This window comes from Paractinoplanes hotanensis (genome assembly GCF_023717965.1).
GTDB classification, from domain to species: domain Bacteria; phylum Actinomycetota; class Actinomycetes; order Mycobacteriales; family Micromonosporaceae; genus Actinoplanes; species Actinoplanes polyasparticus.
In genome coordinates this window covers 41,852-61,700 of record NZ_JAMQOL010000023.1, presented here as the reverse complement: position 1 = coordinate 61,700, position 19,849 = coordinate 41,852, and the positions used below count along the sequence as shown (strand labels likewise).

The 19,849-nt window shown below is 73.2% G+C and carries 20 protein-coding genes; 2 read left to right on the top strand and 18 right to left on the bottom strand.

Annotated elements, in window-relative coordinates; translation table 11 throughout:
• Window positions 1–275: 275 nt before the first annotated feature.
• The 13 genes from surE to LXN57_RS18560 are packed head-to-tail and all read right to left on the bottom strand — an operon-like array spanning window position 276 to window position 13,242.
• Window positions 276–1,085 carry a 5'/3'-nucleotidase SurE gene (gene surE / locus LXN57_RS18620; protein ID WP_251799442.1) on the bottom strand — a complete coding sequence of 270 codons (810 nt, stop codon included), beginning with the start codon at window positions 1,083–1,085 and terminating at the stop codon, window positions 276–278.
• Window positions 1,082–2,011, bottom strand: a complete 930-nt coding sequence (locus LXN57_RS18615; RefSeq protein ID WP_251799441.1) for a 1-phosphofructokinase family hexose kinase — start codon at window positions 2,009–2,011, stop codon at window positions 1,082–1,084. The genes surE and LXN57_RS18615 overlap by 4 nt, the downstream gene beginning before the upstream one ends.
• A 28-nt stretch (window positions 2,012–2,039) precedes the next feature.
• Entirely contained in the window at window positions 2,040–2,336 is a 297-nt protein-coding gene (locus LXN57_RS18610; protein ID WP_251799440.1) for a hypothetical protein, read from the bottom strand.
• A gap of 42 nt (window positions 2,337–2,378) precedes the next feature.
• Entirely contained in the window at window positions 2,379–3,350 is a 972-nt protein-coding gene (locus LXN57_RS18605) for a DNA topoisomerase IB (RefSeq protein WP_251799439.1), read from the bottom strand.
• On the bottom strand, window positions 3,331–4,236 hold the full coding sequence (locus LXN57_RS18600) for a glycosyltransferase family 9 protein (RefSeq protein ID WP_251799438.1): 906 nt from the start codon (window positions 4,234–4,236) through the stop codon (window positions 3,331–3,333). Before LXN57_RS18600 ends, LXN57_RS18605 begins: the two co-directional genes overlap by 20 nt.
• On the bottom strand, window positions 4,233–4,913 hold the full coding sequence (locus LXN57_RS18595; RefSeq protein WP_251799437.1) for an SDR family oxidoreductase: 681 nt from the start codon (window positions 4,911–4,913) through the stop codon (window positions 4,233–4,235). Before LXN57_RS18595 ends, LXN57_RS18600 begins: the two co-directional genes overlap by 4 nt.
• A gap of 7 nt (window positions 4,914–4,920) precedes the next feature.
• Window positions 4,921–6,333 carry a PfkB family carbohydrate kinase gene (locus tag LXN57_RS18590; protein ID WP_251799436.1) on the bottom strand — a complete coding sequence of 471 codons (1,413 nt, stop codon included), beginning with the start codon at window positions 6,331–6,333 and terminating at the stop codon, window positions 4,921–4,923.
• A complete protein-coding gene (locus LXN57_RS18585; protein WP_251799435.1) occupies window positions 6,330–6,959 on the bottom strand; it encodes a D-sedoheptulose-7-phosphate isomerase in 630 nt (209 codons plus the stop codon). Before LXN57_RS18585 ends, LXN57_RS18590 begins: the two co-directional genes overlap by 4 nt.
• On the bottom strand, window positions 6,959–8,164 hold the full coding sequence (locus tag LXN57_RS18580; protein ID WP_251799434.1) for a glycosyltransferase: 1,206 nt from the start codon (window positions 8,162–8,164) through the stop codon (window positions 6,959–6,961). The genes LXN57_RS18585 and LXN57_RS18580 overlap by 1 nt, the downstream gene beginning before the upstream one ends.
• The gene (locus tag LXN57_RS18575) at window positions 8,149–9,075 is read right to left on the bottom strand and encodes a glycosyltransferase (protein WP_251799433.1); all 927 of its coding nucleotides are present in this window, start codon (window positions 9,073–9,075) and stop codon (window positions 8,149–8,151) included. The genes LXN57_RS18580 and LXN57_RS18575 overlap by 16 nt, the downstream gene beginning before the upstream one ends.
• Window positions 9,072–10,640 carry an HAD-IIIA family hydrolase gene (locus LXN57_RS18570; RefSeq protein WP_251799432.1) on the bottom strand — a complete coding sequence of 523 codons (1,569 nt, stop codon included), beginning with the start codon at window positions 10,638–10,640 and terminating at the stop codon, window positions 9,072–9,074. Before LXN57_RS18570 ends, LXN57_RS18575 begins: the two co-directional genes overlap by 4 nt.
• Window positions 10,637–11,614 carry a glycosyltransferase family 2 protein gene (locus LXN57_RS18565; RefSeq protein ID WP_251799431.1) on the bottom strand — a complete coding sequence of 326 codons (978 nt, stop codon included), beginning with the start codon at window positions 11,612–11,614 and terminating at the stop codon, window positions 10,637–10,639. Before LXN57_RS18565 ends, LXN57_RS18570 begins: the two co-directional genes overlap by 4 nt.
• Complete coding sequence (locus tag LXN57_RS18560; protein WP_251799430.1) at window positions 11,611–13,242, bottom strand: carbamoyltransferase family protein; 1,632 nt, start codon at window positions 13,240–13,242, stop codon at window positions 11,611–11,613. The genes LXN57_RS18565 and LXN57_RS18560 overlap by 4 nt, the downstream gene beginning before the upstream one ends.
• A gap of 131 nt (window positions 13,243–13,373) precedes the next feature.
• Here LXN57_RS18560 and LXN57_RS18555 point away from each other — a divergent pair, with 131 nt between their 5' ends.
• Window positions 13,374–14,780: an aldehyde dehydrogenase family protein gene (locus LXN57_RS18555; protein WP_251799429.1), complete on the top strand. Its 1,407-nt coding sequence runs from the start codon at window positions 13,374–13,376 to the stop codon at window positions 14,778–14,780.
• A 98-nt stretch (window positions 14,781–14,878) separates the two neighbouring features.
• Here LXN57_RS18555 and LXN57_RS18550 read toward each other — a convergent pair whose 3' ends face one another.
• The 5 genes from LXN57_RS18550 to LXN57_RS18530 all read right to left on the bottom strand — a co-directional run bounded on the left by LXN57_RS18550 (window position 14,879) and on the right by LXN57_RS18530 (window position 18,735).
• Window positions 14,879–15,742, bottom strand: a complete 864-nt coding sequence (locus LXN57_RS18550; RefSeq protein ID WP_251799428.1) for a glycosyltransferase family 2 protein — start codon at window positions 15,740–15,742, stop codon at window positions 14,879–14,881.
• Between the two features lie 41 nt (window positions 15,743–15,783).
• Window positions 15,784–16,731: a TIGR03557 family F420-dependent LLM class oxidoreductase gene (locus LXN57_RS18545; RefSeq protein ID WP_251799427.1), complete on the bottom strand. Its 948-nt coding sequence runs from the start codon at window positions 16,729–16,731 to the stop codon at window positions 15,784–15,786.
• Between the two features lie 83 nt (window positions 16,732–16,814).
• Window positions 16,815–17,453, bottom strand: a complete 639-nt coding sequence (locus LXN57_RS18540; protein ID WP_251799426.1) for a DUF3618 domain-containing protein — start codon at window positions 17,451–17,453, stop codon at window positions 16,815–16,817.
• Complete coding sequence (locus LXN57_RS18535) at window positions 17,429–17,851, bottom strand: phage holin family protein (protein ID WP_251799425.1); 423 nt, start codon at window positions 17,849–17,851, stop codon at window positions 17,429–17,431. Before LXN57_RS18535 ends, LXN57_RS18540 begins: the two co-directional genes overlap by 25 nt.
• The gene (locus tag LXN57_RS18530; RefSeq protein ID WP_251799424.1) at window positions 17,848–18,735 is read right to left on the bottom strand and encodes a hypothetical protein; all 888 of its coding nucleotides are present in this window, start codon (window positions 18,733–18,735) and stop codon (window positions 17,848–17,850) included. The genes LXN57_RS18535 and LXN57_RS18530 overlap by 4 nt, the downstream gene beginning before the upstream one ends.
• Before the next feature lie 204 nt (window positions 18,736–18,939).
• Here LXN57_RS18530 and folP point away from each other — a divergent pair, with 204 nt between their 5' ends.
• Window positions 18,940–19,806: a dihydropteroate synthase gene (gene folP, locus LXN57_RS18525; RefSeq protein ID WP_251799423.1), complete on the top strand. Its 867-nt coding sequence runs from the start codon at window positions 18,940–18,942 to the stop codon at window positions 19,804–19,806.
• The last annotated feature ends 43 nt before the right edge of the window (window positions 19,807–19,849 follow it).

Here is a 19,849-nt window from a genome sequence, read left to right as displayed (position 1 = left end):
ACAACAAGAAGCCGCACAGCCCGCGAAAAACAGCCTCGAGCAACAACGAGCAGCACGGTTCACAGCGAACAGCCCCAAGACAACAAGAAGCTACACGGCTCACGAAAAACAGCCTCGGGCAATGACGAGCAGCACGGTTCACGGTGAGCAGCCTCGGGCAACAACAAGCAGCACTGTTCACGGCGAACAGCCCCAGGACAACGACACGCAGCACGGCTCACCATGAGCAGGTCCGGACAAGGACGAGCAGCCCGGCCCGCTATAGGCAGCCCGGATCAGGGACGACGCTGAGCGGGGATCTGCACGCCGGCCACCGCGACCGGCGGGCGCAGGGCGGTCACGGTCGCGTACCCCTCGGCCAGCAGGGCCAGGTCGGTGCCGGGAACGAGCGACTCGCCGGTCCGTTCGATCGTGGTGCGGACGTACCCCTCGCCCGCCTCCGCCACCGCGATGCCGGCCTGGCCGAACGACGCCAGCGTGGCCTCGCGCAGTTCCGGCTCGCGCGCCCGGTCGGGGACGTTGACGTTGAGCACCGTCCCGGCCGGCACCGTGGCCACCGCGTCCATCAGCGAGGCCGCGATCGACGCCGCGGTCGGCCAGTGCAGCACGTCGTCTGAGGGCACGACGAGCGCGTTGCCGCCGGAGGCGGAAGACCCGGAAGCGGAAGACACCGTGGCGTCAGCGTTGAGCACGTCGAGCGACACCGCCATCGCGCGCATCCCGTAGTTGGCCGCGGTGAGCGCGGCCCCGACCGTGCCCGAGTGCAGCACCGCGCGGCCGGCGTTGGCGCCCCGGTTGATGCCGGACAGCACGATGTCGGGCGGCGGGCCGAAAACCCCGAGGGACGCCAGGACCACGATGTACGCCGGGGAGGCCGCCACCCCGTACGCCGTGATCCCGGGCAATTCGAACGGCGCGACCACGATCTGCCCGTCCGACACGACCGCCGTCAGCGCCGCGCTCATGCCGCTCGCCTCGTCCTGCGGCGCCGCCACGACCACGTCGTGCGAGCCGGTGACGGCCGCGGCCAGCGCGAGGATCCCGGGCGCCGACACCCCGTCGTCGTTGGTGATCAGCACCCTCACAGCGGCTCGATCCGCACGCGGCTCATCAGTTCGTGCACCGCTTCGGCCCGGCCCGTTCCCAGCCCGTGCCGGGTCACGTTCAGCGCCCCGGCCGCCGATCCGGTGCGCAACGCCTGTTCCATCAGCGAGGCGACGGGTTCGCCTCGGGCCAGCACCGATGCCACTCCGGCGGTCATCGAGTCGCCCGCGCCGCGGTGCTCGTTGACGCTCAGCGGCGGCGGATGCACCTCGCACTCGGTGTCGGACCAGATGGCCAGCGCCGGCTCCGCGGCCCGGCTGATCAGCACCGCTTCCACGCCCTGACCGCGCAGCTTGCGCCCGGCGGCCAGCAAAGACTCCACGCTGTCGTCGTCGGCCAGCCCGTCGTCCAGCAACTCCTCGTGGCTCACCTTGACGAACGACACGCCACCTTCCAGTACGGCGGTCAGATAGTCACCGGACAGGTCGGCCACCACCCGGACGCCGTTGGCCGTCAGATCCGCCGCCAGGCGCCGATATACCGCGGCGTCGACCACCGACGGCTTGTGCGGTCCACTCAGGACGGCCACCGACGAGCGCAGGCCCTCGGTGAGCGCGACGTTGTGCAGCTCGTCCAGCTCGTGCCGGTCCAGCGCCCGTCCCGCATGTTCGGCCACCGGCTCCCGCTGTCCGTCGCGGCGGTCGTGCACGTACCACCCGCTGGCGGACTGCCGTGTCACCGATCGCACGTCGAAGTCCTCTCCGGCCAGCACCGCTTCGAGCAGGGATCCCGGTTCGCCGCCCAGCGCCGCGCACAGCATCACCGGCACGCCGAGGGCCGAGATCATGCGGGCCTGCCAGACGCCCTGTCCGCCCGGGTGGACGTGCAGGTCCGGCTCTCCGCTCCGCTGCTCGATCGTCACGGTCAGGATCGGCGCGGGGGCAAATACCATCACCCGGTCGGTCATGATGCTGGCTTACCCCTCCGTGGCTGATTCAAGCGACCCGGCTCAGCTTCAGGTAGCGGCGGCCCACCGCGTGCCGGGCGCCGCGCGGTTCGACGCGCAGCCGGACGGTCGCCCCCGGTCCGAGGTGGACGGGCAGGTCGTCGCTGCCTGTCCAGTCGAGGCGGACGCGGACGGTGTGCGGCCCCGGCGGGAGCGCCAGCGACAATTCTCGCCCGCAGCGCACCACGCCCTTGACCGCCCCGTCGACGACGACCTGGTACGCCCGTGCCCGGTCGATCCAGTGACCCGACGGCCGTTCGACGGTGAGCGTGGCGATGACGGTCATGCCGACGATGCTGCCATCAACCCGGCCCGCCCGCAGCGGTGATCATTCGTCGAGCAGCTCGAGGACGGCCTTCTCGCCGGGCTGCTCGACCACCTCGCCCTCCTCGAACGCCTCGACCACACGGGGGTCGACGTACGAGGCGCGCGCCACCGCGGGCGTGTTGCCGAGCAGGTCCGCGACCTCCTTCATCGCGTGGGAGACGGCCTTCTTCCGCTTGCCCGCGGTGGGCTGGGGACCGGCCTCGGCGAGGGCCTCGGCCGCCTTGACCGTGCCGTGCCACGTACGGAAGTCCTTGGCCGTCATCTGCTCGCCGCTGATCTCCCGCAGATACTCGTTGATCTCATCGGCGTGCAGGTCGCGCCAGCGGCGGGCCGCCTTGTCGTAGTACGCGAAGAGCCTGTTCTCGCCCCGGCGGCGGCGCTTGAGGTCCCTGAGCACCTGGCACACCTCGCCGTCGCCGACCGTGCCCGAGTGCTTCACGCCGGACTTGCCGGTGAACTCGAGCAGCACGCAACCGCCCTTGGTGCGTACGTGCTCGGGCCGCAGCGTGGACAACCCGAACGACGGATCGTCCTCGCGGACCGCGTACTGGTCGCTGCCGATGCGGAACATGCCCATGTCGAGCAGCCGCACGACGGCCGCCAGCACCCGCGTCTTGCTCAGCCCGCGCTCGTCCGTGAGGTCGCCGCACAGCCGGTCGCGGATCCTGGGCAGGCGTTCGGCCACCTCCTTGGCGTGGTCGAACTTGGCCTCGTCGCGGGCCGTGCGCCAATCGTCGTGATACCGGTACTGCTTGCGCCCGGCCGCGTCGATCCCCGTCACCTGGATGTGCCCACGCGCGTCGGGCGAGATCCACACGTCCTGCCAGGCCGGCGGGATGACAAGCTTCTTCACCCGCTCGATCTCGGCCGCGTCGGTCAGGGCCGACCCATCGGTGTCCCGGTAGGTGAAGCCTTTGCCTGCCCGCCGCCGGCTGTAGCCGGGCTTGCTCAGATCAGAACGTCGCAGCCGCATCGAGAACCTCACCGGGCTCGACGGCCAGCAGGGCCGGGTGCACGCCCGGCTCCGTGCTGTCGCCGGGTTCGCTGCGGGTGCCGTGCCAGATGGTCCGGTGCTGAGGCCGGGCCGGCGGTCCCCAGCGCTCCGGCGACATCGGCCCGAAGAGCACGACCGACGGCGTGCCGTACGCCGTGGCGAGATGGGCGATGCCGGTGTCCCCACTGATCACGACGCGGGCCCGCGCCACCAGCGCGGCCAGCTCCCCCAGGCTGGTGCCGGGCACGGCCGCGCCGCTCAGACCGGCGCGCTCGGCCACCCGTACGGCCAGGTCGTGCTCGGCCGCGGAACCGGTGATCAGCACGCGGTGGCCGGCCGAGCTCAGCCTGCGCGCGACGGCCGCGTAGCGGTCGGCCGGCCAGCGACGCGACGGTGACTTGGCGCCCGGATGGATGATCGTCGCACCGGCGACCGGGGTGTCACCCGGCGCCGCGAGGGTGAGATCCGCTTCGTCGCAGGCGACACCGTAGTGGCGGACGAGCCGGCACCAGCGCCGCACCTCGTGCTCCTCTGCTTGCCAGGGCGGACCGTCCAGATGCCCGGCCTCGACGTTCGCAAACGCCCACAGCTTGGCCGGCTGGGCCGCCTGCAGCAGGCGGTGCGACTGGGGGCCGCTGCCGTGCAGGTTCACCGCGATCTCGGCCGCCGGCAGGGGCGTCGTCGGCTGCAAGGACGCGACCGGCACGATCCGGTCGACGTCGCCGATCAGCTCGATCAGCGGGGTCAGCCAGTCCGGCGCGGCGAGGGTGAGCCGGTGCTCCGGAAACGCGCCGCGGAGCCCGCGCAGGGCGGGCACCGCGGTCAACAGGTCACCTACGCCGAGCGCCCGCAGGGCGAGGATCACGGGTACGAGCTCTCCTGCTCGGCCGCGATGACCAGCTCCCGCACGGCGCAGCCCCGCGGCTGGCCGAGCGCGAACATGATCGCCGAGGCGACGTTCGCCGGGTCGTTGAGGATCGCGTCCGGCCCCGGCTTGTACTGCGCGTCGCGGTCGTCGAAGAACTTCGTCCGCATCCCGCCCGGGATGACCAGGGTGACGTTGACCTGCCCGGCCAGCTCGGCCGAGAGCGCCCGGGTGAACCCGACCACGCCGAACTTGGCGGCGCAGTAGGCGGTGGCGTCGCTGACCGCCTTGACGCCGAGAGTGGAGGCGACCGTGACGACGCCGCCGTGCGACTGCTTGAGGGCCGGGATCGCGGCCCGGATGACAGCCGCCGTGGAGAGCAGGTCGACGGTGACGATCCGGTCCCAGGTCTCGCCCGGGACGTCGGCCAGCGCGCCCGGCACGTCCATGCCGGCCGCGGTGACGACGCCGTCGATGCCGCCGCCGGCCTGCTCGATCGCCTGCCGGGTGGCGGCCTCGGCGGCGCGGGTGTCGGCCAGGTCGCACTCGATCCAGGCCACGCCGTCGGCGGGCGCCTGGCGGTCGATCACGAACGGGCGGCCGCCGGCCTTGATCACGGCGTCGACGACGGCGGCGCCGAGGCCGCTGGAGCCGCCGGTGACGATCACTGCGTCCATGGTGTCTCTACCTCCGGGTGGTGGCGGCCTGAGCCGCGCTTTCCGAACGGGTGGTGGCGGCTTGAGCCGCCGCGATGGTGCTGGTGGTCGAGCGGCCGTCGAGATAAGGCACGAAGACGGTCTGGCCGCCCCAGCGCCGGACGAGCTCGGACTCCGGGACCGAGTCGTAGTCGCCGCCCTTGACCCAGACGTCGGGCCGCAGCCAGGTGAGCACGGCCTCGGGGGTGGCCTCGTCGAAGACGACCACGGCGTCGACGCAGTCGAGGGCGGCGAGCAGCCGGCTGCGGTCGATCTGGGGGTTCAGCGGTCGCTCGGGGCCCTTGAGACCGCGTACGGAATCGTCGCTGTTGAGACAGACGATCAGGCAGTCGCCGAGTTTGCGGGCGGCGCGCAGCGTGGCGAGGTGACCGACGTGCAGCAGGTCGAAACAGCCGCCGGTGGCCACGACGGTGCCGCCCCGCGCGCGCACCTCGGCGGCGAGCCTCCCGGCCTCGTCGGCGCCGATGCGCTCCGGGGCAGGCTCGACCGAGGCAGATGGCGAAAGCGCCGCGGTCACCCCGCCCGACGAGACATACGCGGAGGCCGCCGCGACCGCCTGCTGCACGGCCTCGCTGACCAGGGCGCCGCCGGCGAGGGCGAGCGCCGCGGTGGCCGCGAACCGGTCACCCGCGCCGCAGGTGTCACCCTCGCCGGCCTCGGGCGCCGGGACGACCAGCGGGGTCGCACCCGAGTGGCAGAGCACCGCGCCGTCGGCGCCGCAAGTGACGACGACCGCTCCGGCCCGCCACTGCTGCCGCAACGCCTGCCCGCCCCGCTGGGCGACGGCAAGCGTGGATCCGCCACCCCCGTCGCCGGAGAGCTTGCGCACCTCGGCCAGGTTCGGGGTGACCAGCCGGGCGTTGGGCACCGGCGACGGCCCGTCCGGGTGCGGGTCCCAGACGATCGGGGCCCGGGTCTCGCCGAGCGCGCGCCGCAGCCCGGGGTGCCGGGCCACGCCGCGCCCGTAGTCGCTGACCAGGACGGCCTTCGCGTCGCGGATCAGCTCGAGCACGGCGTCCGGAGCGTCGCCGGGCGGGTGCGGCTCGCCGCCGCGGTCGAGGCGCAGCAGCACGTGGTCGCCGGAGCGCAGCCGGACCTTCTCGGGTGTCGCCCCCGGCAGCGGCAGCGCGTACACCCGCACCCCGGCCTCGGTGAGCAGCTCGCTGAGCCGGGCGCCGCCCGCGTCGTCGGCCAGCGCGGTCACCAGGGCGACCTCCTGGCCGGACTGCGCGGCGAGCAGGGCGGCCAGGCCGGCCCCGCCGGGACGTTCCTGGACCCGCTCCTCGTCGAGCACCGGCGCCGGGGCGTCCGGCGCCACCCGGCGGACGCTGCCCTGCACGTCCCTGTCGAGCAGGGTGTCTCCCACGATCACGAGGCTCATACCCCGACCTCCACCTTGAAGTCGGCGAAAGGGGCGTCGCGGCGGCTCCCGAGCACCGACGGCAGCGCGCGGTCGAGGTACTCGCACATCAGGTGCACCGCGACCAGGTGCAGCTCCTGCACGACCTGGCTCTCCGGCGACGGGCAGCGCAGCGCCTCGTCCGAGGCGTCGGCCAGCGGGCCGGCCGGGCCGGTCATCGCCCAGGTGCGCATCCCGCACTCCCGGGCCGCGCGCACGGCGGCGAGCAGGTTGGGGCTGCGGCCGCTGGTCGACAGGGTGATCAGCACGTCGCCGGGGCGGCCGTGGGCGCGTACCTGGCGGGCGAAGACTTCCTCGAAGCCGTAGTCGTTGCCGATCGCGGTGACCGCCGACGAGTCCGGGGTGAGCGCGATCGCCGACAGCGGGCGCCGCTCGTCGCGCAGCCGGCCGACCAGCTCGGCCGCGAGGTGCTGGGCCTCGGCCGCGCTGCCGCCGTTGCCGGCGACCAGCAGGCGGCCGCCCTGGCCGAGGTGCCAGGCCAGGTCGGAGCCCCAGCGGGCGAGCTTGCCGGACATGGCCCGGAACGGGACGATCGCCGCGGCCAGCGCGGTCAGGTGGTCGTCGGTGGGGGTGAGATCGTGGTTCATCAGGCGACTGCCTCCCGGGTGGGTTCGGTGGCGACACCGGCGACGCCCGCGTAGACCCGGGCGAGCCGGTCCGCGATGCGGGGCCAGGCGTAGATGTGCAGGGCACGGTCGACGGCGGCGGCGGCGTACGACAGGCGGCGTACCTCGTCGGAGGCCAGCCGGCGCAGCGCGAGGCCGAGACGGTGCGGGTCGCGGGGCGGCACGAGATCGCCGGTCACGCCGTCGACCACCGTGTCGGCCAGACCGCCGACCGAGCTCGCGACGACCGGCACGCCGCAGGCCATCGCCTCCAGCACGGTGAGGCCGAACGGCTCGTACCAGGGGGTGGCCGCCAGCATGTCGGCCGAGCGGTACCACTGCGGCATCTCGTGCGACGGCACCGGCCCGGCCAGGACGACCCGGCCGGCCACCCCGCACTGCGCGGCGATGCGACGGAGCCCGGCCGCGACCTCGCCGTCCGCCGGGCCACCGACCACCACGAGTTCCGCGCCCGGAACGGCCGGCAGGGCGCGAACGAGGTCACCGATGCCCTTGCGCTCGACCAGGCGCGCGACGGTCAGGATGCGGGTCCGCCGCGGCTCGCGGGTCACCGCCGGCCCGTCCGGGCAGAACCGCTCGACGTTGACGCCGGACGGCACCAGCGCCATCTGCGAGCGCGGCACGCCGAGGCGCAGCAACTCGTGCACCTCGTCCTGGCACTGCACGATCACCCGGTCGACGGCCCGGCCCAGCTCGCGCTCGTAGGCGATCCGGCGCGGCGGGCTGGTGTCGGCCGAACCCTGGTGGCGGCGCTTGACCGAGCCCAGCGCGTGGAAGGTCTGCACCACCGGCACGTCGCACCGCCGCCCGGCGGTGACCGCGGCCAGGCCGCTCATCCAGAAGTGGGCGTGGGCGACGTCCGGCCGCCACTCCGTGCGCCAGCTCTCGGCCAGCCACTCGGCGAAGGCGCCCATGAAGGGCAGCAGCTCGTCCTTTCCCAGCACCTGCGCCGGCCCGGCAGGCACGTGCACGACGTCGATCCGCTCCGCCATCGGCATCACCGTGGGCAGGTCGGGACTGTCGCGCCGGGTGTAGACGCGCACCTCGTGCCCGGCCGCCGCGAGGGCTCCGGCCAGCTCGGCGACGTGGGTGTTCTGCCCGCCGGCGTCGACGCCGCCCAGCGCCGCGAGCGGGCTGGCGTGTTCCGAGATCATCGCGATGCGCATGTTTCCTCCTCGAGCAGCCGGTCCCAGTCCGCGAGAAACCGGTCCAGCCCGTAGCGGGCGAGGGCGACCTGACGGGCCCGGGCGCCGAGGCTCGCGGCCGCGGCGTCGTCCGAGAGCAGCCAGTGCGCCGCCTCGACCAGGGTGGAGACGCGGGTGTCGAGCACCCCGGCGTCGGGTGGCACCGCGACGACCGCCTCGGTGGTGGCCAGGCCGATGACCGGCATGCCCATCTGCATGGCCTCGATCAGGCTCAGGCCGAGCGAGGTCCAGCGGCACAGGTGCAGGTAGGCGCGGCGACGGGCGACCTGCGCGTGCATCTCGTGCTGCGGCGGGTCGTCGTACGGGGTGATCCGCCCGCTCCGCAGCCCCTCGACGCCCATGCCGAAGACGTCCAGCGGCGCCACCGCGGCGAACCGCGGGAACAGGTCGGTGCCGGTGACCCGCTGCCGGCGCACGGGCTCGTTGGTGACCACGGCGAAATGGCCGAGCTCGCCGCTCCAGCGGGCCCTGGGCTCGACGATGCCGTGCTCGATCACCGTCGTCCGGGTGCCGCCGGCATCCCAGAACAGGTCGTTGAAGTCGGTGACATGGGCGATCACGAGGTCGTCGCGGTCGGCCATCGGGTGCCGGCCGGTGGGCACGTCGCCCTTGGGGGTGTTGTGCTCCACATAGATCACCGGCACGCCCCGGGGCACGAGCTCGAGCTCCTCGGGCCGCTGCACGATCGCCACGTCGACGTCGCGGATCTCCTCGAGCGGAAGCTCCTCGGCGGAGGCCGGCCAGTCGAAGGTGCGGGCCCGGCCGCGGCCCCAGGCGTCGCGGGCGTCGTTGACGGGGATCAGGTAGCGGTGCTTGCCCTGGACGAACGAGGTGGTCCAGGAGCCGTGAACGTGCCAGAGCAGGATGTTCACGCGGCGGCCTCGGCAATCTCGGCCGGGGCGGCGAGCCGCGCGACGGCGGCGACCACGTCGGCCGGGTCGATGGTGGACAGGCAGGGGTGGCCGTCGACGGGGCAGGTGGTGGCCCGGCTGTCGCGGCAGGGCGCCGCGGCCTCGCCGAGCCGGACGGACGGGACGCGGTAGGGACCCCACTGGCCGTACGGCACGGTGGGGGCGTAGAGGCTGACGACGGGGGTGCCGACAGCCGCGGCCAGGTGGGCCGGGCCGGTGTTGGCCACGACCAGGGCCTTCGCGCCGGCCAGGACGGCCGCCAGCTCGGCCAGGGACGTGCGGCCGACCTGCTCGCCGTCGGTTCCGGCGACGTACGCGGCCAGGTGCCGCTCCTCCGGGCCGCCGGTGACCAGCACCCGGTGACCGGCGGCGGCCAGCGCGCCGACGATCCGGCGCAGCGTCGCGGGCGGGCAGGAACGGGCCTCGCAGCTCGCGCCGGGGTGGACCACCACGTACTCGCCCGGACCCTGCCTGGACGCGGCGGTGACCCGCAGCCGGCCGTCGTCGCCGACCGGCAGGGCGAACCCCGCGGCGGCGGCCACGCTGCGCGCCCGCTCGGGTTCGGGCAGGCCGACCGGCACGCCGCGGTGGCGCACGTCGAGCAGGGAGCCCGGGTAGTCCTCGCTGATCGCGGTGATCCGGCCGATGCCGGCCATCCGCATCAGCAGCGCGAGCGGCAACGCCGACTGGTGGAAGGACGTGAAGACGGCGGCCTCGCCGGCCCCGGTCCGGCGGAGCAGGTCGATCAGAGCGGTCATCTCGTCCGCGTCGACCGGCCCGGGCTGCGGGTCGATCCAGGGCAGCCGCGACTCGACGATCTCGTCGACGCCCGGCAGGAGCTCGGCGGCGCGCCGGCCGCGGGGGCCGCAGAGCATGACCACGCGCTCGGCGCCGGCCGCGACGGCTCGGATCGCCGGCCCGGTGACCAGCACATCGCCGGCCGAGTCGGAGCGGACCACGAGGACTGTTCCCGCTTTCCGCCGCGATGAAGGGGTGACCAGGGCCTCGCGCCGCAGAATCAGGTCGGCCGCCGCCTCGATCGTGGCCGCGACGGCCGGGGCCGCGGCGACCTCCCCCGGCAGCGTGACCGGCGTGGGCACCAGGATGGCGGCCGCGCCCGCCGCCTGGGCCGCCTCGATGTCGCGTCCGATGTCACCGACCAGCACACAGCGGGCGGGGGTGGTGCCCAGTGCTTCGGCGGCGGCAACGACCATGCCGGGCGCGGGCTTGCGGCACGGGCAACCGGCCGTGTCGTCGTGCGGGCAGATCTGCCAGTCGTCGAACGGGCCGAGCAGTTCCTCGACGCGCCGGTTGACCGCGTCCAGCTGATCCGCGGTGAAACGTCCGCGGGCCAGGCCGGACTGGTTGGTGACGACCCCGATCCGCAGCCCCGCGGCGCGCAGCCGGTCGAGGGCCTCGCGGGCGCCGGGCATCGGCTCGACCAGGGCCGGGTCGCCGTTGTAGGGCACGTCGACCACGAGCGTGCCGTCCCGGTCGAACAACACAGCGTCGAACAGCTCGGTCACCGGCGGTCCACCTCTGCCGGCACGGTGCGGACGGGCTGTGCGGCCCGCCACCGCCACCAGCCGCGCAGCCAGTGCAGCGTGGCCGCGGCCGGGATGATTGCGCTGGTGACGAGCATGGTGCCCACCTCGCGCGGGTCGCGCGGGCCGGGGGCGATGCGCGCGGCCGCGAACTCCGCCGTCCCGGCCGCCCAGATCAGGCCCGCGGCCGTGGCCCACCCCGGCCGGCGGGTCGCGGCCAGCGCCAGCGCGGCCACGCCGGCCGCGGTGATCGTCACGTGCCGCGGACGGCGGCCCGGCGGGACCTCCAGCAACTCCCGCCAGCGGGGGCCGTGGACCCGGCGCAGCAGCGCGTCGTCGGCGTTGCCGCGCTGCGTGCGCACGCTGACCCAGGGGCTCTCGGGTCGCACCGGGTGGGTGACCTGGCGGCGCCCGCGGACCAGCCGCCAGCCGTCCCGGCGTACGCGGAAGGCCAGGTCGGCGTCCTCGCGGAAGGCCCGCGGCAGGCGTTCGTCGAACCCGCCGCAGCCCGCCAGCGCGTCCCGGCGATAGGCCATGTCGGCGGTGATCCAGGCGCCGTCGGCCAGTCCGGCCGTCACCCGCTCCCAGTCGGTGGGCCGCCGGCCGCCGGGCAGCGGCACCCGCAGCCGGCCCTGCACGCCGCCGACCCGTTCGCCCGCCTCGGCCAGGTCGTCGAGCAACCGGTCGGCCCAGTCGGGGCCGGGCAGCACGTCATCGTCGAGGAACGCTACCCAGTCGTGCTTCGCGGCCCGCCAGCCGACGTTGCGGGCCGCCGCGGGCCCCCGCGCCGGTCCGGGCAGGACGGTCCCGTCGACCTCGAGTGGCGGAACCGCTGCGGGACGGTCGTCGACGACGATCAGCTCGAAGCCGTGCCGCGCGATGCCCGGCGCCAGCGCGCCGAGCAGGGTGCGCAGGCTGGGGCGCCCGAGCGTCGGCACCACGACCGTGACGCTCATGCGCCGAACGCCTTCGCCCGGTGCACCGCGAACGGCCCGATCGCCAGCAGGTCGACCGGCGCCGAGCCGAACAGCTCCATCGCCTCGCGCGGAGTGTCCACCATGGGCCGTCCAGCCGTGTTGAGCGACGTGTTGACCACCACCGGCAGGCCGGTGAGCCGCTCGAACTCCTCGAGCATCTCAGCCACCAGCGGCTCGGTCCCGGTATGGACGGTCTGCACCCGGGCGGTGCCGTCGACGTGGGTGACGGCCGGGATGCGGTCCTTCCACTCCGGCTTCACCCGGTGCACGAAGAGCATGTACGGGCTCGGGTAGACGCCGGAGAAGATGTCGGCGAACCGCTCGGCCCGCACCATGGGCGCGATCGGGCGGAACTGCTCGCGGCCCTTGACGTTGTTCATGCGGGTCTGGGTGTCCTGGTCGCCGGGGTGCGCCAGCAGTGAGCGGTGGCCCAGCGCGCGCGGCCCGTACTCGCTGCGCCCCTGGTACCAGGCGACGATGCCGTTGTCCGCGAGCACCCGGGCCGCCTCGGCGGCGATCGACTCCGGACGGGTGTAGGGCAACGCCGCCCGGCGCAGCTCCGCCTCCAGTTCCTCGTCGGTCCAGCCCCGGCCCAGAGCGGCGCTGCCGAAGGGCACGTTCTTTCCGTGTACGGCGAGGGCGGCGCCGAGCGCCGTGCCGGAGTCGCCGGCCGCCGGCTGCACCCAGACCCGCTCGTACGGGCCCTCGGCGGCGATCCGGGCGTTGGCCACGCAGTTGAGCGCGGTGCCGCCGGCCATGGTCAGCGTCCGCAGGGTGCCACCGGACGCCTCGAAGGTCCATCGAGCCAGGTCGAGCAGCACTTCCTCGAGCCGCACCTGCACGCTCGCGGCCAGGTCGGCGTGGGCCTCGGTCATCTCGCCCTCGGCCGTGCGCGCCTTGGCCAGGGCGTCCCAGTCGATGCGCTCGACGACGAAGCCGCCGTCCCCGGTCGGCCGCACCAGCTCGCGCAGCAGATTCAGGAACTTCGGCTTGCCGTACGACGCGAGCGCCATCACCTTGTACTCGTCGCTGGAATGCAGGAAGCCCAGGTGCCGGGTCAGGTCCTCGTAGAGCAGGCCGAGCGAGTGCGGCAGCTCCTGGCTCTTGAGCACCTCGAGCTCGCCGCCGCGGTAGGCGCCGGCCAGGTGGCTGGCCACCTCGCCCCGCCCGTCGAGCACGAGCACCGCGCTGTCCTCGGGCACCGAGAGCCCGGCCGACGCGGCGTGGGCGACGTGGTGCGGCACGAAACGAACCTGCTCGGGGTCGAGCCCGGGCAGCGCCGCGGCCAGGAACTGCGGCGCCCGGCGCGCGTAGTCGACGCGCAGATGATCCGACGGGTCGTTCAGCCCCAGGCTCTCCGCGTCGCGGCTGAGGCCCGGGTCGAAGGAGTAGGCGACCGCGTCGAGGTCGTCCGGGCGCAGACCGGCCTCGTCCAGGCACCAGGCGGCGGCCAGTTCCGGCAGCTCCCAGGCGGCGAACGGAACCGGGCGCTTGCCGTGCTTGCGGCGGCTGAACCGCTCCTCCTCGGCCGCGGCCACCACGCGGCCGTCGACGATCAGCGCCGCGGCCGGATCATGGAAGATCGCATTGATTCCCAGCACTCGCATGGCGCGCCGGATACCCGGGGATCTTCGGGTTACTCGCAAGATCTTTGACTTCCTGCAAATAAAATTCGGACCCGTTTCGAGCTGCACTGATAGGAGTGTTTGGTTTCCTTGCTGCAGGGCAAGCGCGAGTCATGTACGACGTGGAGCAATACGTTGATGGCGCCTGGAATCACGGCAACTCGGGCCGCATCCTGACCGTTCTCGACCCGGCCGACGACACTCCGGTGACCGCGGTGCCGATCTCTGGTGAACAGGATGTGGACGCCGCTGTGCGATCGGCCCGGAAGGCATGTGCGGAGTGGGCGGCGACTGCGCCGGCTGCCCGCGCCGCAGCTCTGCACGCGGCCGCAACCGCCGTGGAGCGGGCCGCGGACGAGCTGGCCGAGATCATGACGGCCGAGATGGGCAAACCGGTCGACGGATCTCGCGAGTCGATCCTGGCCGGGGTGGGCACGCTGCGGCAGTACGCCGAGCTCGGCCCGACCCACCGCGGACGCACCCTGGCCGGCAACAACGAGGCGATCGACCTGATGGCGTACGGCCCGCGCGGGGTCGTCGCCGTGATCACACCCTGGAACGATCCGGTGGCGGTGTCGTGCGGCCTGCTCGGCGCGGCCCTGGTCACCGGCAACACGGTGGTCTACAAGCCGAGCGAGCGCACGCCGGCCACCGGCTGGCGCCTCGCGCGGCTGCTCGCCCCGCACTTCCCGGCCGGCGTGCTGAGCCTGCTCAACGGCGACGGCCCGGTCGGCGCCGCGCTCGCCGCGTCCGATGTCGACGTGGTGGCCCAGGTGGGCTCGACCGCCACCGGCCGCTCGATCGCCGCCGCCTGCGCCCGCACCGGCGCGAAGGCACTGCTCGAGAACGGCGGCAGCGACCCGTTGATCGTGGACGCCGGCGTCGGCCCGGCCTGGGCGGCGGAGCAGGCCGCGCTGGGTTCCTTCGTCAACTCCGGCCAGATCTGCGTGGCGGTGGAACGCGTCTACGTGCACCGCGAGGTGGCCGACGAGTTCCTCGAGGCCCTGGCCACCGAGGCCGACAGCTGGACGTCCCGGATCGGCCCCATGGTCGACAAGCGGATGCGCGACGCGGTCGACGAGCAGGTGCAGCAGGCCGTCAAGGCCGGTGCCCGCGCGCTACGGGGTGGCACAGCCCCGGCCGGCCCCGGCGCCTACTACCCGCCGACGGTGCTGGCCGACTGCACCGACGACATGGCGGTAGTCCGGGAGGAGACGTTCGGCCCGGTCGCGCCGGTGGTGGTCGTCGGCTCGTTCGACGAAGCCCTGGAGCGGGCCGCCGACTCGCCGTACGGGCTGGCCGCGACGGTGCTGACCCCGTCGATGAGCAACGCCCAGCAGGCCTGGCGCCGGCTGCCGGCCGGCACGGTGAAGATCAACGCCGTGTTCGGGGGCGCGCCGGGCGGCGCCGCCCACCCGCGCGGCGGCAGCGGCCAGGGCTTCGGATACGGCCCCGAACTGCTCGACGAGATGACGGCGACCAAGGCCGTGCACATCGAGGCCCCGCCGACGGGCTGGTGATCAGCCCAAGATCGGCGCTACCTGACACGAGCTACCTAACACGACCCACCCGCCTGGGGGTCCCCCACCCTACCGGCGACAGTACGCGTTTCGGCCGATCAAGCACCTGAGTTATCCACAGCCAGCCGCCGCAGGTCGCTCTCGACCTGCGGCGGCAGCGCACGACGTCGCCGCCAGGCCCAGCCACCTTGCCGCAGCGCGTCGAGAGCGCCGACCGGGTCCTCCCCCGCGGCCTTCGCCAGGGCCCGCCCCACCACCGGCAACGGCCGCCGCAGCATCGCCGTCAACACCCGGTTGCGGGTCTCGACGCGGGCGCGCGCCCCGTTGTCCCGCCCACCGGGCAACGGCAGGTGACGGACGACCAGATCCGGCACGTACGACAGCTCGTGCCCCGCCGCGGCCAGATCCATCGCCAACAGCGCCTCCTCGCCGTACACGAACAGCCGCGGCTCGAACCCGCCGGCCGCGAGGAACGCGTCCCGCCGTACGACGAGCGAGCACGCGAGAAAGCCGAGAACCGACGGCCCGGCCGCTCCCGGCGGCGTGCCCAGCGGCGACTCGCTCATCGCCACCGACACCGGGTCGATCCGCTGCTCTGCTCCGACCAGCACCTTCGCCGCCAGCAGGGCCGCCCGCGGGTGCTCCCGCAGGAGCGCCGCGGCCCGGGCCAGCGACCCCGGCGTCCAGTACGAGTCGTCGTCCGCGAAGGCCACGTACGGGGTACGCGCCCGCAGCACGCCGATGTTGCGCGCCGCCGCGCCCCGGTTCTCGCCGAGGCGCACCACGTCGACGCCCGGGAACAGCGGCTGCGGCTGGTCGGACGCGTTGTCGACCAGGATCGTGCGCGCTCGGTGGTGCGGGAACGTCTCGAGCAGACGGTCGGCCCGGTTGCGGGTCGCGACCACCACGGTCACGTCCTCGGTCTCGAGCTCGGCGCCGTAGATCTCGGGGGTCAGGGTCACGAAGAGCGCCTATACCCCGTTGACCCCCGAGCACGCCTGCCTTACAGGTGATCCTTCAATTCCTTCGCGAAGAAGTCGATGAAGCCGTCGGGGTCGGGACCGGCGTTCATCAGCACAATGTGGTCGTACCCGGCGTCCTTGTACTCGCCGACCATCTTGACGTACGGCTCCGGATCGGGGCCCACGGCGAACTGGCCGGCGATGTCCTCGGGCCGCACGGTCGCCGACGCGGCCTCGAAGTTGACCGGGTTGGGCAGCTCGGCCATCACCTTCCAGCCGGTCACGGCCCACCGCGTGGTCTCGTGGGCGGCCCGCACGGCCTCGTCCTTCGACGGCGCCCAGGCGACCGAGGCCTCGGCGTACTTCGGGCCCTGTCCGCCCGCGGCGGTGAACGTCTCGACCAGATCAGCGCGCGGCTCGGTGGCGAACAGACCCGAGCCGTGGGTCGCGGCCAGTTCGGCCGCCTGCTTCCCGCCGGCGGCGACGGCGATCGCCGGCAGCTTCGACGGCAGGTCGAACACCTGGGCGTCCTCCAACTGCAAGTGCTTTCCCTCGTACGATTGATAGCCGCCCCGCCACAGCAGGCTGATGATGTCGAGCGCCTCCTCGAGCCGCTCGTGCCGCCCGCGCACGCTGGGGAAACCCTGGCCGACGACATGCTCGTTGAGCCGCTCCCCCGCGCCCACCCCGAGCGTGAAACGGTCGTCCGAGATGATGGCGAGCGTCGCCGCGGCCTGCGCGATGATCGCCGGGTGATAGCGCACGGTCGGGCAGGTCACTCCGGTGGCCAGGCCGAGCCGCTCGGTCCGCATCGCGATGGCGCTCAGCACGTTCCACGCGAACGGCGAGTGCCCCTGCACGTCGAGCCACGGGTGGTAGTGGTCGCTGATCTCCACGAAGTCGAATCCGGCCTGCTCGGCGCGGACCGCCTGGCGGATCAGCTCCTTGGGTCCGAAGGCCTCCGCGGCCAGCTTGTATCCGAGTTTCATACCGTTTCAGCTTCCCCGCCTGAACCGGCACAAACGCCTTCGAGCCGGCCCCCTGAGGGACCGGCTCGAAACGTACGGGTGGTTCAGGAAGCGGACGACTTCGCCTGCTCCTTCACGTTCTGCGCGTTGGACTGCGCGGTGTCCTTGGTCGTCTGCACGGCCTCCTGCGCGGTCTGCTTGACCTGGCCGGCAGCCTCCTGGGCGGTGCCCGCGAGATCGTCCTGCATCTCGGTGGCGAAGTCCTTGACCTTGTCGGTCAGCTCGCCGCTGTTCTCCTTGATCTGGGCGCCGGCGCGCTTCTCGGCGTCGGTGACCGGGATCAGGGTCGAGGCGAGCAGACCCACCCCAAAGGCGATGATGCCGGCCGCGAGCGGGTTGCCCTGGGCCTGCGCGCTGACCGCCTGTGGCGCGCTGCGCACGGCGTCGGCCGCCTGGTGCGCCTTCTCGCTCGCCACGTCGCCGGCCTGGGACGCCTTGTCGCTGACCGTGCTGCCCACGGACGAAGCCGTGTCGCTCACGGAGCTGCCGGCCGACGACGCCTTGTCACTCACGGTGGAGCCCACCGAAGAGCTCGTGCCCATCACTTTCTCCTTCACCGACGTCCAGCGTCGCTGGGCGACCTTGGTCGGGCTCGCCTTCTCGGCCAGCAGGTCGACGTCGCGGGTGAGCGACGCCCGGGTGTTCTCGATCTGCTGCCTCAGCCGGTCGGGTTCTTCAGCCATTGGGCGTCCTCCTTCAGCGTGTCGACGGTGCGGCGCGGCACGGGGTCGACGGTCTTGAGCTTGTTCTTGCCGATGACGTAGAGAACGCCACCGATCACCGCCCACAGGACGGCCACGATGAGCGCCGCCCAGCCCGCGGGCATGACGGCGTCGAGAGCGAAGACCAGGGCGAAGCTGAGCAGCACGACGGCCAGGTAGGCGGCGAACGCGGCGCCGCCGAGCATGCCGCCGGCCTTGCCGGCCTTGGCCGCCTCCTGCTTGAGCTCGGCCTTGGCCAGCTCGACCTCCTGGCGGAACAGCTGGGAGAGGTCGTTGCTGATGTTGCCGATCATCTCGCCGACCGACGTCTCAGCGACCTCTTCGTCGTCGATCCGGCTGTGCGGGTGCGGCGCGGTCATCGGGGGCGCTCCGGGCTCTCGACCACGTACTCCTCACGGACGGCGGGCGTACCGGTGCCGGTGGAGCTGTACTCGGTGGTGCTGGCGTAGCCGGGGCCGGTCGAGTACTCGGCACCGGTCGTCGTGGTGGTGGTCGCGTCGGTGGTGCCGGTGGCGTAGCCGGGCGTGGTCCCGGTGGTGTGACCAGCCGCGGCGCCGGTCTCGACGCCGGGGTAGCCGGTGGTGGCCGGGTAGCCCGTGTCCGTGCCCGACACGAAGGAGTCGGTGCTCGGCTTGACCGAGGCGCCGGCGTCCGGGTCGGCCTTGGCAACGACCTTGCCCAGGCGGCCGACGACGAAGCCCGCGGCCAGCGCCGTGGCCAGGAACGCGCCGGGACGACGACGGGCGAAGTCCTGGACCTCGCGCAGCACGCCGTCGGGCCCGTTGCGGTCGAGGTAGTCGGCGAGCTGGCGGCCGCCCTCGGCCACCCGCGTGACAACGGCCGAGGCCGGGGAGTCGCCGCGGTCGCCGCGCATCTCGTCGAGCTGGTCGGCGGTGCTGCGGATCTGGCTCACCAGCTTGTCGTTCTGGCTCCGCGCCTGGTTGCTGACCCGGCCCTTGACCTCGGAGGCGAGGTTGCCGGCCTGGGCCTTGGCCTCCTGACCGACGCGGGCGGCCTGCTCCTTGGCGGTGTCCTTGACGTCGGCCGCCGCCTCCTTGGAGGCCTGGCCGGTGTGCGCCGCGACCTCCTTGGCCTTCTCCTTGGCGCCGCTGCCGCCGGCCGGCTCGGAACCGGTGTCGTACGCCGTGGTCGTGTACGTCTCGGCCGGGTAGCCCGGCGTGGGCGGCACGTCCAGCGGATAGGTGTCGTCCGGCCGGCGAACGCCCGATGGCACGTCACTCATGGGGATTCCTCCAAAGGGGATTCGTCAGTGTGCCTTCGCCGAATCAGTTACCCGGTGCGCGCCTCGACCATTCATACTTTCCCGAGTGCAATTAAAGCGGAAAGCGACGTGCTTAAAGTCCGCGACAGCGGGTACACGTTATTGCCCGTTTATTTCTCGCACCGCTCGAAAACCGCGTCCGGAGCCCTGCTAACCTGCACAATCGTGAGTGAACAAGACCGCGCGCGGGTCATCGGGGGCCGCTCGTTCGATTTCTCCCGGCGCGTCGCGGTGATGGCGATCGTCAACCGCACACCCGATTCCTTTCACGACCGCGGCCGCACCTACGCGCTCGGCAAGGCGGTCGAGGCGGTGACCGCGGCAGCCGAGGCGGGCGCCGACTGGATCGACATCGGCGGCGTGCCGTTCGCCCCCGGCCCCGAGGTGAGCGTGGCCGAGGAACTCGACCGGGTGCTGCCCGTCGTCGAGGCCGCCCGCTCGCGCACGGTCGTCTCGGTCGACACGTTCCGGCCCGAGGTCGCAGCCGAGGTGATCAAGGCGGGCGCCGGAGTCGTCAACGACACCTCCGGGCTGCGTGACCCGGCCATGGCCGACGTGGTCGCCGGCACCGACGCCCAGCTCGTCATCACCCACAGCCTGGCCGCCCCGCGCACACTGTGGCCGAGCCCGCGGTACGACGACGTGACCACCGAGGTGGCCGAGTTCCTGCGCGAGCGGGTGGCGGTGGCGCTCGACCGCGGCGTGCGACCCGACCAGATCATCATCGATCCGGGCCACGACCTGAACAAGAACACCCGCCACACGCTGGAGCTGACCCGCCGGCTGGACGAGATCGCCGCGGTCGGCTATCCCCTGCTGGCCGCCGTCAGCAACAAGGACTTCATCGGCGAGACCCTCGGCGCCGAGCAGCCCGACCGCCTGGCCGGCACCCTGGCCGCCGTGGTCTTCTGCGTTCTGCACGGCGCCCGCATCGTGCGCGTGCACGACGTGCGGGCCACAGTCGACGCCGTACGCATGACCGAAGCGATGCTGGGCTGGCGCGAGCCCTTGCTGGCCCGCCACAACGTCTGACGTTCCGCCGGCCGCCTGCCGACCTTCCACATCGCACAACCCG

Coding starts and splice junctions, on each gene's coding strand:
- LXN57_RS18535 (WP_251799425.1), bottom strand. CDS start 17,851: ATGACCGCGCCGCACCCGCACAGCCGGATCGACGACGAAGAGGTCGCT.
- LXN57_RS18590 (WP_251799436.1), bottom strand. CDS start 6,333: ATGAGCCTCGTGATCGTGGGAGACACCCTGCTCGACAGGGACGTGCAG.
- LXN57_RS18595 (WP_251799437.1), bottom strand. CDS start 4,913: ATGGACGCAGTGATCGTCACCGGCGGCTCCAGCGGCCTCGGCGCCGCC.
- LXN57_RS18530 (WP_251799424.1), bottom strand. CDS start 18,735: ATGAGTGACGTGCCATCGGGCGTTCGCCGGCCGGACGACACCTATCCG.
- LXN57_RS18545 (WP_251799427.1), bottom strand. CDS start 16,731: ATGAAACTCGGATACAAGCTGGCCGCGGAGGCCTTCGGACCCAAGGAG.
- LXN57_RS18565 (WP_251799431.1), bottom strand. CDS start 11,614: ATGAGCGTCACGGTCGTGGTGCCGACGCTCGGGCGCCCCAGCCTGCGC.
- LXN57_RS18555 (WP_251799429.1), top strand. CDS start 13,374: ATGTACGACGTGGAGCAATACGTTGATGGCGCCTGGAATCACGGCAAC.
- LXN57_RS18615 (WP_251799441.1), bottom strand. CDS start 2,011: ATGACCGACCGGGTGATGGTATTTGCCCCCGCGCCGATCCTGACCGTG.
- LXN57_RS18610 (WP_251799440.1), bottom strand. CDS start 2,336: ATGACCGTCATCGCCACGCTCACCGTCGAACGGCCGTCGGGTCACTGG.
- LXN57_RS18605 (WP_251799439.1), bottom strand. CDS start 3,350: ATGCGGCTGCGACGTTCTGATCTGAGCAAGCCCGGCTACAGCCGGCGG.
- LXN57_RS18580 (WP_251799434.1), bottom strand. CDS start 8,164: ATGCGCATCGCGATGATCTCGGAACACGCCAGCCCGCTCGCGGCGCTG.
- LXN57_RS18585 (WP_251799435.1), bottom strand. CDS start 6,959: ATGAACCACGATCTCACCCCCACCGACGACCACCTGACCGCGCTGGCC.
- LXN57_RS18540 (WP_251799426.1), bottom strand. CDS start 17,453: ATGGCTGAAGAACCCGACCGGCTGAGGCAGCAGATCGAGAACACCCGG.
- LXN57_RS18560 (WP_251799430.1), bottom strand. CDS start 13,242: ATGCGAGTGCTGGGAATCAATGCGATCTTCCATGATCCGGCCGCGGCG.